The organism is Methanosarcina sp. A14 (genome assembly GCF_001729375.1).
GTDB classification, from domain to species: Archaea; Halobacteriota; Methanosarcinia; order Methanosarcinales; family Methanosarcinaceae; genus Methanosarcina; species Methanosarcina barkeri.
Map to the genome: position 1 here is coordinate 1 of NZ_LZPK01000063.1, position 13,948 is coordinate 13,948.

Here is a 13,948-nt window from a genome sequence, read left to right on the forward strand (position 1 = left end):
ACCGTCAAGAAAGGGGATATCCCATGGAGCCATTTCTATGTTGGCCTGAGCACCCTTGCTGTAGTCGGAAGTGTCACAATTTATTTGGGACTTTTTGAGTTGGTTACAAGCAATCAGTGGATGCTTTTTATGAGCAGTCTTTTCATAATATCTTCGACAGCTCACATGCGCCACGTCCGAAAACTCTGAGCATGTTCCTTTATGCTCAAAATTCCCAGTTCTTTTTCTCTTTTTTCCTGAAAGTTCTTCACCGTCTCACAGTGTCGGTAATTTTCCATTAAGCTGACAGCAATCTCTTAAATTTTTGTTTTTTCAAAATTTTCCACGCCCATTCCTGCGGCAGTTAGCTTGTGTCTTTCCCTCCGTACCATGATCTTCTTTGGGCATATTAGATAAAAATAACTGATCTCTTATTAAAAACAAAAACAGTATTGTTTAAAAAGCTCAAAAATAGCTCATTACTTTTTCCTACGCCTCTTTAATTGTGTGTTACTTACTCTCAAACACGCAGAGCCATCTGATGACGTTAATCTTTTGTTACCGCCCCTACAATTCCGTTAATTCGCCAATAACTATCTTAGAAGATTTCATAGGATGAATCACTCAGATGAGTAATTCAGATGAGCACTTCAAATGAGTAACTCAGATGAGCATTTCAAATGAGTAACTCAGATGAGCATTTCAAATGAGTAACTCAGATGAGCACTTCAAATGAGCATTTCAACTCAGATTTGCTGAACTTAGAAATAAAACTGGAGTACCTATGTTGAACCCTTCATCGTATCCAGCGATCCAACAGCAAAGATGAGTAGAAAATTACAACTCAAAATTGGAATGAATTAAACAAAAAGAGGTATATCATGTTTAACAAGAAAACACTTTTAAGCATACTCATTCTCGGTGTAGTTGCCACCGTTGCAGGTGCTGGGACATGGGCAGCATTCAGTGATACTGAAACAAGTAATGATAACACTTTTACTGCTGGAACATTAGATCTGGTAGTGGGAGGCGTAGGAACATCTCTACCATTGACTGTAGATAATGTATATCCTCTAGACACAGGTACCATAGGAACAATAAATGTGGAGAATGCTGGTACAATTGATGGAACGCTGTCTCTTAAAATAATTAACATTGAAGATGATGAAAATGGTGTCAATGACCCTGAGTCTAAGATGGGCGACACTGACGCTGTTGGTGAACTTAGCAGTCACTTGACGATCTATGCAAATGGTATTGAAGTAATTCCTGATACAGCTATGTCAATTGGAGCTCTTGGGGCTGGAAGTAATCAAGATATAGTATTAACTTATGAAGTTGACGATGCTGACAATAGCATTCAGACAGACAAAACTACTTTTGATACTGAGTTTACTCTGGATCAGGCTTAAATTAAAATAGTGGGAACAAACCCCACTATTTTTTAGGAGACATCAGAAATGAAATTGATACCTTCAGTTCTGTTAATCTCTTTTGTACTTCTTCTAGCTTCTGCAGGTACATGGGCTTCTTACACTGATGTTGAGACAGCTTCAGGAGAGGTATTTACTGCGGGAACAATGGATCTGTACATGGAAGATAACGGTCCTGACATCAACGAAGAGTGGACGCTCATAAACATGGTTCCTGGAATGTCCTCTATACCTGGTCAGCTAAATATATACAATATAGGGACCATGGAAGCAGATAAGTTGGAGGTGAAGATCACATTTGCAACCGAGTGCACTGAGCTGGGGATGGATAGTTATCTGAAAGTGGATTCGATGAAGTACACTCCATACTCATCCGGGACACCTATGAATCTGTTAAGTTATGTCAGTGACAGTAATGGCAATGGATTCATTGACCTGGCGGATCTTAACGGCTTTACGCTTGATAATCTCCCTGCGCCAGCACCCACTTCCCTCGATGTTACAGGTAGGCCTGTGGCTGGGTCTTCAAATAATGACTTTAATATGGAGGTTAGTTTCGATATAAATGCTCCAAATGAATATCAGGGAGACGCAACCACATTAACAATGAGATTTGAAATGAAGCAGAAATAAACCGGGATCCAAGTCAGTAATGGACTAAAAATAATTGAGTTTAATTGAGTTAAATTAGGAGTTAAATTAGTTATGATGAAAGGGAGTAAAAAGGGAAAATTGTGGTTTCTTCCCTTTCACTTTTATATGATAATCCGAAGCTGATATATATTTTTGTAGGTTGCCATTTCTCGTTTTAGTGACATAACGTAGCTACCTCGTGTCGTGTCACTTCTCAAAGATTTGACGATCCTGAATGCTGTATTTGATAGATACGACATTTTATCTCCTGATGCAACACCAGGTTCCTGCAGACTCAACGAGTTTTAGATCTGTCCTGGAAGAATAACATCTTCTGGCACAGTTTGAGATTACAGGCAGCCTAATAATAACCAAACTACAACAACGAACCAAAATGGGAGGTAGAAATGGCTAATAAAAGAGTGCTTGTGAGTATACTCGCACTTGGCATAGCTGTAACTCTGGCAGGCGCGGGAACATGGGCAGCGTTCCAGGATACTGAAACAAGTACTGGGAATACATTTTCATCTGGAACTCTGGACATGAAGTTATCTAATGATGGCTCAACTTACACGGACGGTGTGACTGCTACCTGGACATCTCCAGCAAATTTCAAGCCAGGAGATACATTTGGTAACGAACTCCGTTTTACAAATGTTGGATCAGTAAATATTAACCATCTATATATGTACCCTGAAGATTTAACCAACTCTGGTGGCACAGGAGGCATAAAACTCTCGGATAAAATTATAATAACAAAGGTCACTGGACATATCACACGGGATGGCTCAAATTTAGTTTGGGGAAATAGAGCTGACTTCATTGGTAGTGTAGTAGGCAATCGTGATGGTACCCTGACTCTTACAGAGTTCTGCAGTGCGAAATTTGTTGCTTATTGTCTCAGTCCTATTATCTTTGGTATTTTCCCTCCTATCCTCAAAGCGGGAGATCATAAGGATTGGGGCCTCATAATTGAAGGCAAATTTGCTGATGATGCTGATAATCACTATCAAGGGTCTTCTTGTACTTTCAATATGAGATGTAGAGGTAGTCAGAATTCACCTACTGAAGGATTCGAAGAGATAACTGGTAATGGAGCTGATTAATTCAGATTATAATGAAATTTAAACATGGTACAAAGCTTAAGGAAATATTCAATCCTTTTTATTAACAAAAATAAAAAGGATTAACCATTTTTTAAAAACATGGATTTGTTTTTTTAGTTATTGATTTTTTTATAATTTATATAAATATAACAGGTATTTCATACAATATGACCTTGTAAAAAATAATTTGTAAAAAGTTTTTGATACTTTCAGGCGTAAGATTATGAAAGTCATAAATATTCTTGCTTTTATTTTAATCTTCATTATAGTCATGCCCATTATTGCTACTATGATTCCTACCGGGCCAGTCAAATTCATGACTGTAACAGGAAACAGTATGGAACCAACTATAACAGAAAGCAATATAATTGTAGTAAATACTTTGGAAACCCAGCCAAATGTTGGGGATATTGTATCCTATTACCATATATTCGGTAAAAATCAGAGATACATAGTTACTCACAGAGTAGTCAAAGTTGTAGATGAAGGATACATAACTCAGGGAGATGCATACACCAAACCTGATGGTTATACGGTAGCTCCTGAAGATCTGGTAGGAACTCTGTTTTTTAAAATCCCATACGTTGGGTTACTCGTTCATATTGCAAGTACTAAAAAGGGGTTTTTAGCACTCGTGATCTTTCCTGCGGTTATATTGATCATGCAAGAAGTATCCAATATTATTGGACAAATTAAAGAGAGATAATGCCCTCACAAAATTTCTGGTGTATCTTTAGTATTCGTAAGTTTTGATTCAGGTCTTTTTTTGTTACACTTTCTCTAAAGAGTCTTTCTGTAGAAATATTCCTTAAAAAATCAGGATAAAGACACAAACGTTGATCTATGAAACCAAGACCATTGAGTACCATGGCAAGGATGAAAACTGAGCTGCGTCCGAAGGAAGTCTGTGATATCATCAAGTTCTTTTTTAGTGTTTGTGTGTGGCTGGAATAGCGTTTCCGGGTTTGCAAAAGCTGAAATAAATATTTTGCTCTGACCAACTACACCAACCCCGAATGCTGTAACCGGCTTCATGGCAACACGGGTAAAACCTGCAAGGAAACTCGACAGCAGAGCAAAAGATTGTCATTGTTGAGCCATCCGACTAACTTATATTGCCATACCTTTTTTGAACTGGCTGTTGTAAAGGTTGGCATAAAAACCGCCCGAAAGAAGCAGTTCGCTATGCGTACCTGTTTCTACTACTCGTCCACCGTCTAAGACGATAATTTTATCTGCGTTTTTGATGGTAGAAAGTCGGTGTGCGATGACAAAACTTGTTTTTCCGTGCATCAGTTTGAGCAGAGCATTCTGAATAATCAGCTCTGTCCGTGTATCAATTGAAGAAGTCGCTTCATCAAGTATCAACACAGAAGATTGTGCGATCATCGCTCTCGCAATACTGAGCAATTGCCGCTGTCCCTGTGAAAGGTTGCCGCCATTGTCAGAAAGAATTGTATCATAACCTTGTGGCAGTTGCATAATAAATTCATGGGCATGTGCCAGCTTTGCTGCCTGTTCAACTTCTTCGTCCGTTGCTGTCAGCTTGCCGTAGCGGATATTCCCGCGTATTGTGTCCGAGAAGAGAAAAGTATCCTGGAGTACCATTGAAATGGACTGCCGCAAACTCTTTCGAGTAATGGCATTTATATTCTGTCCATCAATATAGATTGTTCCGTCATCAATTCCATAAAACTTGGTGAGAAGATTAATAATAGTTGTTTTCCCTGCACCCGTAGGGCCCACGATGGCAATCGTCTGGCCTTTTTTCGCAGTAATTGTTGCTTCTTTAAGTACAGGCTTACCTGGTATGTATGAAAAATTAACGGATTCAATTTTCACGTTGCCTTCAATTTTCTGAATGTCTCTGGCATTATTCGCGTCCTTTTCTTTTTCTTCGTCCATTACCTCAAACACTCGCTCTGCGCCTGCAAGGGCTGACTGGATAGTGCTGAAAAGGTTAAGAATATTATTGATCGGCTGGGTAAAATTGCGCATATAGAGCAGGAAAGAAAATATTACGCCTACAGTGATTCCAGCAAACCCCTTTATAATTAAAATGCCACCGCAGACCGTGATAATCAAATATGTCAGATTATTTATAGTGTTATTCACCGGTCCCATAACACTGCTTATCGCTTGTGCTTTCATAGAACTGGAGACAAGCTTTTCGTTGATCCCCTTAAAGTGATCCTCTACTTCCTTTTCTCGGGAAAAGACCTTAATAACTTTTTGGCCGGAGACCATTTCCTCGATATATCCGTTAAGCCGTCCAAGCTCATATTGCTGCTCCTTAAAAAACTTCTGGGACTTTACAGCGAGGACTTTTGATGTAAAGAACATCAGAGGCATTGTCAGCAGCCCGATTAGAGTAAGTAGAGGGCTGAGCAACAGCATTGCTATTAGCATACCAACAACGTTGACAATGCCGGAAAAAAGCTGCACGACACTCTGTGAAAGTGTAAGGTTGATATTATCAACGTCGTTTGTCAGGCGGCTCATGAGGTCCCCGCTTGAATGGGTATCAAAATACTTGAGGGGCAGCTTTTGCAGGCTGCTGAAAAGATCGCTCCGGATATTGGCCGAAGTTTTCTGAGCAACACGGATCATTAGGGAATTCTCCATGTAAGTAGAAAAAACCGAAACAAGGTAAATGAGGACCATGACAATACATATGCGAGCAAGTCCGACAATATCTTTTTTAGATATGAACTCGTCGACTGCGTACCCATTTAGTTGAATGCCGATAATAGTGATCACTGTTGTAACAAGGGCACAGAAAAAAACGATGAGCAATGTGCGTTGCCATTTGCCAAGGTACATAATAATGCGTTTGAGTGTTCCCTTTACGTCCTTGATTTCCGTTTTTTCCTTGTGAAGAAAAGCGCTCGGTCCCCCTGCAGGGCGGCCTGTAATATTATGAGGCATATTATGAGGCATCACCTCATTCTGTGGCATTCAGGAGCACCTCCTTGCCAAGCTGTGAAACGGCTATATTGCGATATACTTCGTTGCTTTGCAGTAATTCTTTATGGGTACCTTTCGCAATAACGCTGCCATGGTCGAGCATCAATATTGTGTCTGCGTCCATAACGCCGGATATACGCTGCGCAATGACGATTACTGTGTTTTCCTTCATCTTTTTTGCAATTTCAAACTGCAGGCGAGCTTCGGTCGAAAGGTCAACTGCGCTAGCGGAATCATCAAAAATCAAAATCTTTGGATTTTTCAGAAGAGTTCTTGCTATGGAAAGGCGCTGTTTCTGTCCACCTGAAAAGTTTTTGCCTCTTTGTTCAATTTGACTTTGTAATTTGTAAGGGAGGGCCTGAATAAAATCTTCTGCCTGAGCAGCTTGAAGACTATTCCATATTTCCTCTTCGTCTGCTTCTTCATTGCCAAAATTCATATTTTCTTTAACTGTCCCCTGAAAAAGGACGTTTTCCTGCAGCACGATTCCAATATTGCTACGCAGGTACTGTACTGGTATGTCCTTAACATCACAACCTCCGATCAGGACCTGTCCACAGGTTGCCTCATACAGCCGCGGAATCAGACTTACAACTGAACTCTTTCCTGAGCCGGTAGCTCCGATAATACCTACTGTCTGCCCTTCCTTTAACAGGAATGACAAATCTTTCAGAACATATTCTCCGCTTTCACCGTATCTAAAACTAACATTTTTGAACTCAATGTCATAATTCTCTGGCAATACGGGGGAATTGCACTGCTTAATACTCGCTTCGCAGTCCAAAACCTCTTTTATACGTCCTGCAGATGCCTGTGCGCGTGAAATGTTTACAATCATGTTGACAAGCATTATAAGAGAGTTTGTTATCTGCACAAGGTAATTGACAAATGCCATTATCTTGCCTGTTTCAATATTTCCGGAAACGACCATATTGCCTCCGAACCACAGGATGGCAACCATGCTTAGATTCATAACCAGAGTAGCTATCGGCATCAGCGTAAAGGTCAGATTCTGTGCCTGTATGCTTTTTTCTGTAAATTCTGTATTCACTTTGCTGAAAAGCGCATTCTGTTTGTCTTCTAAATTAAAGGCTTTTATAACACGTACACCCAGCAGATTTTCACGCATGACGGTATTAACCTTGTCAAGCCAGAGCTGCATCTGTGTGTACAGAGGCACCGATCTCATCATCACAAATGCAACACAGGTGATGAGAATAGGCAGAATGATGCAGAAAACAATTGAAAGACTGGGACTCAGCAAAAAGGACATAAATATGCCGCCAATGCACAACAATGGTGAACGCACCATCCCACGCAGCAACATGAGAAACATGTTCTGAATTTGCGTTACATCGTTGGTCAGCCTTGTAATAAGTGACGATGTTTTGAAATGGTCAATTTTCATATACGAAAGTGACTGTATTTTATGAAATAGCTCTTCTCTCAAACTCCCGGCTAACATCATAGATGCAAACGAGGCGATCACACCGCAGCCTGCGCCGCCAATTAATCCGGTAAGCGCACAAAGCACCATTTTTAAGCCTGTCGATAATATATATCCCAGGTCTCTGTTTTGAACACCTATGTCCACAATATTTGCCATAAGCCTGGGTTGTTGAAGGTCCATGAAAACTTCTATCAACATCAAAAGAGGAGCAAGTAAAGAATAAATCAGAGCTATGCCCTTAAGATTTTTTTTAATAAGTTGAAACATAAATATATCCTTTCGCTGTTTTGTAATTATTCAAAATTTTGTAATTATTCAAAATGATAACGTTGTGTCCTTATTTTTCTACAATGGCAGTGATTATTGACAGCATTTATTGACAGCATTCTTCGTCTCTATCTTTCGATTCTTTCGAGTTCAGCGTATCAAGACTTTTACACAGCTTTGAAGTAATTACAAGCATCTTTTCTAGTTCATTTTCCGAGATTTCTTTGAACACTATATCTGTAAATTTTTTTATGAATACTTCTTCGGACCTAACAGCGTCTTCAACAATTTCCCTGCCTTTGTTTGTCAGGTAGATGCGCATTGTCCTTTGATCTTTTTCATCTCGTTTACGCAAAATTAAGTTAAGTTGCTCAAGCCTTCCTAGCGCCTCTGTCATAGATGAAGGGCGCATATCCATTTGTTCCGCAAGGTCTCGCTGGATAATTCCTTCATTTTTTGAGATTAGCTGCAGCAATTTTGACTGCCCGAAGAATAGACCTCGTTTGTGTTCCGCCTTATGAGAAAAACGGTGCATTTGCCTGCTTAGACGGTTCAACGTATTATACAGCTGTATCACATTCTGATTCTGCATTTGACTACCTACACACTATTTAGGTATCTAATATAATTAGGTACCTAAATATCTGTATATAAATGCTATCTTACAGTGTCAACAATAATGTCTGATAATATCTGGTACCAAAATAAATTTTCAAAAAAGTAATTGCGCTGTTGAAATACTCTAAAATCAAAAAAGCTTTAGGATGGTGGATAATCGATTATTAATAACTGCATTATAACCGGAGCACTGGTGCGATTTTGATTGAAACTTTATATTTCTACAGCTTAAATTATAGAAAATTTTTCTTTCAAATCTTTTTGATTTATTTTTGTAATTATTTAATATATAAGCTGAAGAGTAATTTAAGTGTGCTTTTCCAATCTAATTTATCATCCAATAAGAGATAAATAACTCAGCGAGGTCAGAGGATGGAATATGGGAAAAAGATCACTGTAAAAGAAATTTCTTTCTGGCTAGAAACGTCTCCTGGTACAAATTTTCCAAAACTTGACAAAAGGTTGAAAGTTGACGTGGCGATTCTGGGAGGCGGTATTGCAGGTATAACTTCTGCAGCATTGTTGATGGAAGCCGGGTACAAAGTAGCAGTAATAGAAGCAGATCGGATCATAAAAGGAGTAACAGTTAGAACCACGGCTAAGGTAAGTGTGGCACCTAATATAATTTACAAGAATCTTGTATCAAAATTAGGTAAGTCAAAAGCTCAGGATTTTGCTAATGCTAATATTAAGGCAGTTGAAAAGATAGCTGAGATTGTAAGAAAGTGGAACATTGACTGTGAATTTCAACGCCTTCCTCTTTACATCTACACAGAGTCCGGTGAAAGAATTGATGAGATTAAAGGTGAATTTGAAGCTGCAAAACAGTTAGGACTTCCAGTTTCTTACACCGAAGAAGTGCCTTTACCTTTTGAAACTGGTCCCGCTATCAAATATGAGAATCAGGCCCAATTTCATCCGCGTAAGTATCTTCTGGCTCTTTCAAAACATATAATTGGAAAAGGAAGTTATATCTTTGAGAATACTTCTGCCATCACTGTCAAAGATGGTGAAATCAAAGAAGTAGTAACAGATCAGGGCTCAATAATGGCCGATCAAGTAATAATTGCAACACATACACCAGTATATGATCCCGACCAACTCTACAGGCATTTGCATTCAGCAAGATCCTATGTGTTAGCATTATATGCTAAAGGAAATTTCCCTGAAGGGATGTTTATAGATTTCAATCCTGTTCACACATATAGGACTACCCCTACAGATAAAGGTAAACTGATCATTGTTGCTGGAGAACATAGTCCTGCAGATGTAGCTGACAAAAATATTTACTATGGCCGGCTTGAAAACTATGCACGCCAACACCTTAATGTTAAGTCTATTGAATACCGCTGGTCCAGTAAAGACTGCACTACTGACGATGGTCTACCTCTTATAGGCATGACATCTCAAAAAGGCATTTATGTAGCAGCTGGATTCGGATTTTGGGGAATGGCAAACGGCACCACTGCTGCCATGGTAATTACTGATCTCATTAATGGTCAAGAAAACAAATTCGTTGATCTATTCAATCCCTTAAGATTTCTATAAGACTATTGTTTGATTTTTATTCCTCTGGAATTTACTTGGTAAATAACAACTTCTATGGAGTAATCAATTGCGAGAGTGTCAAAACATAAAGTTTCAAAAAATAAATTCGAACTGAAACATTTTACCTTGAATTTTCACCTCAAATGCTTAGTCTTTCACAGTTAAGAGATAATTAAACCGGAGTTTAATGTATGGAAAAAATTATGCCTGTATTATTTGTGGGTCATGGTTCACCAATGAATGCCATAGAAGACAATGAGTTTACAAAAAATTGGGTAAATATTTCCAAAAAAATTCCAAAACCTAAAGCAATACTGGCCATATCTGCACACTATGAAAGAGAAGATACTAGCGTTACTTCAAACGAAATACTCAAAACAATTCACGATTTTTATGGGTTTCCTAAACAATTATATGATAAAAAATATGATTGTTCCGGTTCACAGGAACTTGTTCTTAATATAAAAAATCTAATTGAAGATGTTAATTTCGACTCTAATTGGGGCATTGATCATGGAGTATGGTGTGTACTTTCTAAGATGTATCCAAATGCTGAGATTCCTGTAGTTGAGCTGAGTATAAATCGAAAGCTCAGTATGCAACAGCATTATGAACTGGGAAAGAAACTCTATAATTTAAGAGAAGAAGAAATTCTTATTTTCTGTACTGGCAATGTCGTTCATAATCTTATGGTGGCAGATATATCCGAAAGTCCTTATAAATGGGCAATAAGTTTTGATGAGAAAGTGAAAAAGTTTGTCACAACCAGAGATGATCTTAAACTGGTAAATTACAAGTTAATTGGAGAAGACGCATTGTTATCTGTTAACTCCGCTGAACATTATATTCCTTTAATCTATTCTCTTGGCGCAACAAACAAAAATGAGACTGTCAGCTTTTTTTGTGAAAAGATAGTTTATGCAACTATTTCCATGCGGTGTATATTATTTGAGAATTTATCATAAAACTCGATATCTGCTTACTCAATCTTAATTAATTTTAACATCTGATATTTTCCTAGCAATTAAATCAGTTCTGATAAATACATACGCTAAATCTTAAAATTAAAAACAAAAAACTGTTAAAGTTGAAAAATCAAAAAAGTTTTAGTGCGAGATGTGCGATTCTAATAAATAAAAAAACAGTTAAAAAGCAGTGGGAACGCTAATTACAGGCCGAAAAGTTTTGACTGAAATTCTCCTAGCGTTCCTTTCTTTATCTTTCTAGTTTCTTTCTTTATCTTTCTATTATGATTTTTGTTCCTTCTGCTTGGTATTCAATGAAGAGGCACGGAAAAGAACTTTTCCTAGACAGACATAAGTCCTGCCCTTGAAGGGGTAGTTTACTTGAAATTAACCTACGAATTGAAAATTTTCGAATTGCCATGGATCAGGATTGTGTTTTACTGCCGGGCTTTCTTTGAAAAATATTTTGCGATTTTTAAGCGGCGTCCAGTCCGATGGTGTGGAAATAAACTTTCCAAGATACGGTCTGGCAATATCCAGGACAAAATCATGAGGCAAGTCCTCAGGTGTTTTAATGCCTTCTCGCGGATTTTCAAGCATCCAGAGAATAGCTGCAACAATGCCTGCTGCTACCTGAAGAGTTGTAGCGTTCTGACCGGGAGCAAGGGATCTGGTCTCCTCAATGCTCAATGCACTTCCAGTCCACCAGGAATTATAAGAATGGCCCATTAAGAGTGCTCCCATTATATCCTCGCCAGATGTGATTTCATTTGTCATAATCCGAAGTCTCGGTTGAAGTTCATAATTTCGGCCTCGCAGTTCGCAGAGAGAGGAAAGCGTATCATGACAGGGCATATAAGCATAATGCACGGTAGGACGATAGACCGGTTTGTCGTCTTCCCAAACAGTTAACAGTTTTGAAAGGCCATATGATTCGCCATGACGGATCGCCATACCTACAATTTCTTCATCCGGTATCCACGATCTGACCCATGTATTAATGCCCATCTGAGGCAAGAGAATCACATTTTTCGGTCCGTATGGAGGTATATGCGCCAGGGGCGGTAATTTGCTCTCATGCGTTCCCCAGGCTATTTCAACCGGAGCAGTTCCTTCTTCCCTTAATCCTTCAATGCTCCATGTTCCGACAAATTCATTAACTTCCTTTGCCCTGTTTGCGACTTGAGTATCCCGTTCGCTACAGTGGATCACTTTTACTCCCAATTTCTTAGCGAGGTGGGCAAAGTCCCTGTTTTTTGCAAGAAGGGTAATTTCCTGTTCATCTTCGGGAGAGACTTTCTTATCAGCACAGGTGCTGGCGGCAATATCCAGCAAGCCTTGCTTTACGAAGTGAGTTATCAGACCAGGATTTGCGCCATGGTCAACAACAGCAGTTGGCGCATCTTTCCAATCACGGGAAAGTTCAAGCAATCTCATTTGCCTTATGTAAAGCGATTTTTCCAATAGGCTTTGAGTCAAAAATTTTTCAGCAGGGTCCCATACTTCAACAGACGTGTTAACGTACAATACATTGTGATCATGACACCACTTAATGATTTCATTGGCATCGATATTCCACGAAAGGTCAATGATCAAGCCTTCATTTTCCATATATCGTGACAAAACCTGACTCAAATTTTTTGGGGTAATTTTTTCACAGACAAATCTTAATCCCTGATTTGTATATTTTTTTAGGGCTTTTGATTTATCTTCAAAATCAATTAAGGTAATATTTTCTAACGGAACATCAAGTTTATCCATTAAAAGGGGTAGGGTGCATTGTGAAACTGATCCATAACCTATAATGAGAATTTTATTGGAAAATGTTTTTTTCATAGGATTCGTAAACGCGAGGCTTGAATATAACTTTTCTTATATACTTTTTATAATAATTCAATTTGATCTCTCCCAAAATCTGGGCCATTGGCTGAGAGATTTTTAATAAAACAGATCGAGTGTATATATAAATAAGTTAATATAAATAAGTTAACATAAATAAGTTAACATAAATATATCTCTATAAATTAACAATATAAATAAGTCAATATGAATAAGTCAAGTTCCAAATTCAAAATATATAATAATGTGATGACAGTGAATGCCACATTACTCAGTATTTGTCAAAAATATGTGCTTTTCCAGATGACGTTTTTGGGAAAAATTCAAGTAATTCTTACTTTAGAGCGTTTGGTTAAAATTGAATAACATCGTTTTTTGGTATCTGATACTTCTATATTTGCTTTTACCTTCCGCATAAAAATCCAATATATCCAAGCTAGATTAAAAATGTATCCAAGCTAGATTAAAAATCGATAGCGTGAAAACATTAATTGTCTCAAACACTAACTCGGTCACAAAGCCTACTATGCTTGATTTGTACTTCAAGTATGGGGTGACTGGCATATCAGCACGTCCATCTGTATGGAAGAGATCATTCGGATATTTCTCATGGCTTCGCGAAGAAGCGGGGAATGCGTTATATACCGAAAATTCAAAGTGAATATATTCAAGAATTGATAAAATGGTTCCACATACTGATTCATCTCATATAAACTCTTTAACTATTTCTGATGAGGGGGAGATACCTCACCAACTTTTGAAATTCCTCACAGAGCTTTCCAGAGCTCTGACTACTGCAGGAATTGCGGTAATGTCCATAGAGTCAATTTTGAAAAAAATATGTCAGGCTTATGGTTTCAAAGCTGAGGAGGTTATTAGTTTACCTACTTTTTTAATCATAAAGATTGCAAATAGCGATTCAAAGGCTCTGGAAGTCACCCTGCAGAAACCCGGAGTACTTCCTTTAGACCAGGTTTCAAGATTATATGAGTTGATCAACCAGGCAGAAAATGCTGATAGGAGTTACGCAGTTGGCTCCTAGCATATTGTTTTTTCCAAACTTTCAAATATTTGAATTAATTTAACGTGTATTGGGGATTCCTTAAGTATTCTGTCACTGCCACTCTTCTAATTTTCATAGCA

Annotated in this window: 12 protein-coding genes and 1 pseudogene; 8 read left to right on the forward strand and 5 right to left on the reverse strand. The window is 38.3% G+C overall.

Going from position 1 to position 13,948, the window contains the following annotated elements; all coding sequences use genetic code 11:
• The 5 genes from A9239_RS19315 to A9239_RS04150 all read left to right on the forward strand — a co-directional run.
• On the forward strand, positions 1 to 189 hold a 189-nt coding region (locus A9239_RS19315; protein WP_218104544.1), incomplete at its 5' end, for a hypothetical protein.
• A gap of 671 nt (positions 190 to 860) precedes the next feature.
• A complete protein-coding gene (locus A9239_RS04135) occupies positions 861 to 1,391 on the forward strand; it encodes a TasA family protein (RefSeq protein ID WP_048116365.1) in 531 nt (176 codons plus the stop codon).
• Between the two features lie 48 nt (positions 1,392 to 1,439).
• Entirely contained in the window at positions 1,440 to 2,045 is a 606-nt protein-coding gene (locus tag A9239_RS04140; RefSeq protein ID WP_048116373.1) for a SipW-dependent-type signal peptide-containing protein, read from the forward strand.
• Between the two features lie 407 nt (positions 2,046 to 2,452).
• Positions 2,453 to 3,151, forward strand: a complete 699-nt coding sequence (locus tag A9239_RS04145) for a TasA family protein (RefSeq protein ID WP_048155858.1) — start codon at positions 2,453 to 2,455, stop codon at positions 3,149 to 3,151.
• 223 nt (positions 3,152 to 3,374) lie between these two features.
• Complete coding sequence (locus A9239_RS04150) at positions 3,375 to 3,857, forward strand: signal peptidase I (RefSeq protein ID WP_048116377.1); 483 nt, start codon at positions 3,375 to 3,377, stop codon at positions 3,855 to 3,857.
• 43 nt (positions 3,858 to 3,900) lie between these two features.
• Here A9239_RS04150 and A9239_RS18030 read toward each other — a convergent pair.
• From A9239_RS18030 to A9239_RS04165, 4 genes and pseudogenes are all read right to left on the reverse strand, one after another.
• Positions 3,901 to 4,038, reverse strand: a pseudogene (locus tag A9239_RS18030) (DUF4277 domain-containing protein); the annotation flags it as partial.
• Between the two features lie 223 nt (positions 4,039 to 4,261).
• Positions 4,262 to 6,109, reverse strand: coding sequence for an ABC transporter ATP-binding protein (locus A9239_RS04155; protein WP_141706360.1), 1,848 nt, complete (start codon positions 6,107 to 6,109; stop codon positions 4,262 to 4,264).
• The gene (locus A9239_RS04160) at positions 6,096 to 7,835 is read right to left on the reverse strand and encodes an ABC transporter ATP-binding protein (protein WP_048155853.1); all 1,740 of its coding nucleotides are present in this window, start codon (positions 7,833 to 7,835) and stop codon (positions 6,096 to 6,098) included. The genes A9239_RS04155 and A9239_RS04160 overlap by 14 nt, the downstream gene beginning before the upstream one ends.
• A 106-nt stretch (positions 7,836 to 7,941) precedes the next feature.
• On the reverse strand, positions 7,942 to 8,427 hold the full coding sequence (locus A9239_RS04165; RefSeq protein WP_080941420.1) for a MarR family winged helix-turn-helix transcriptional regulator: 486 nt from the start codon (positions 8,425 to 8,427) through the stop codon (positions 7,942 to 7,944).
• 398 nt (positions 8,428 to 8,825) lie between these two features.
• Here A9239_RS04165 and A9239_RS04170 point away from each other — a divergent pair, with 398 nt between their 5' ends.
• Complete coding sequence (locus A9239_RS04170) at positions 8,826 to 10,001, forward strand: FAD-binding oxidoreductase (protein WP_048155851.1); 1,176 nt, start codon at positions 8,826 to 8,828, stop codon at positions 9,999 to 10,001.
• Between the two features lie 191 nt (positions 10,002 to 10,192).
• Positions 10,193 to 10,966, forward strand: coding sequence for a 4,5-DOPA dioxygenase extradiol (gene ygiD, locus A9239_RS04175; RefSeq protein ID WP_048116382.1), 774 nt, complete (start codon positions 10,193 to 10,195; stop codon positions 10,964 to 10,966).
• 387 nt (positions 10,967 to 11,353) lie between these two features.
• Here ygiD and A9239_RS04180 read toward each other — a convergent pair whose 3' ends face one another.
• A complete protein-coding gene (locus A9239_RS04180; protein ID WP_048116384.1) occupies positions 11,354 to 12,802 on the reverse strand; it encodes a saccharopine dehydrogenase NADP-binding domain-containing protein in 1,449 nt (482 codons plus the stop codon).
• A 760-nt stretch (positions 12,803 to 13,562) separates the two neighbouring features.
• Here A9239_RS04180 and A9239_RS04185 point away from each other — a divergent pair.
• Positions 13,563 to 13,847 carry a threonine/serine exporter family protein gene (locus A9239_RS04185; protein ID WP_230668863.1) on the forward strand — a complete coding sequence of 95 codons (285 nt, stop codon included), beginning with the start codon at positions 13,563 to 13,565 and terminating at the stop codon, positions 13,845 to 13,847.
• Positions 13,848 to 13,948 lie beyond the last annotated feature (101 nt).

What these genes read in the sequence shown, in the direction of transcription:
- A9239_RS04135 (WP_048116365.1), top strand. Translation starts at nt 861, where the DNA reads ATGTTTAACAAGAAAACACTTTTAAGCATACTCATTCTCGGTGTAGTT.
- A9239_RS04140 (WP_048116373.1), top strand. Translation starts at nt 1,440, where the DNA reads ATGAAATTGATACCTTCAGTTCTGTTAATCTCTTTTGTACTTCTTCTA.
- A9239_RS04145 (WP_048155858.1), top strand. Translation starts at nt 2,453, where the DNA reads ATGGCTAATAAAAGAGTGCTTGTGAGTATACTCGCACTTGGCATAGCT.
- A9239_RS04150 (WP_048116377.1), top strand. Translation starts at nt 3,375, where the DNA reads ATGAAAGTCATAAATATTCTTGCTTTTATTTTAATCTTCATTATAGTC.
- A9239_RS04155 (WP_141706360.1), bottom strand. Translation starts at nt 6,109, where the DNA reads ATGCCACAGAATGAGGTGATGCCTCATAATATGCCTCATAATATTACA.
- A9239_RS04160 (WP_048155853.1), bottom strand. Translation starts at nt 7,835, where the DNA reads ATGTTTCAACTTATTAAAAAAAATCTTAAGGGCATAGCTCTGATTTAT.
- A9239_RS04165 (WP_080941420.1), bottom strand. Translation starts at nt 8,427, where the DNA reads ATGCAGAATCAGAATGTGATACAGCTGTATAATACGTTGAACCGTCTA.
- A9239_RS04170 (WP_048155851.1), top strand. Translation starts at nt 8,826, where the DNA reads ATGGAATATGGGAAAAAGATCACTGTAAAAGAAATTTCTTTCTGGCTA.
- ygiD (WP_048116382.1), top strand. Translation starts at nt 10,193, where the DNA reads ATGGAAAAAATTATGCCTGTATTATTTGTGGGTCATGGTTCACCAATG.
- A9239_RS04180 (WP_048116384.1), bottom strand. Translation starts at nt 12,802, where the DNA reads ATGAAAAAAACATTTTCCAATAAAATTCTCATTATAGGTTATGGATCA.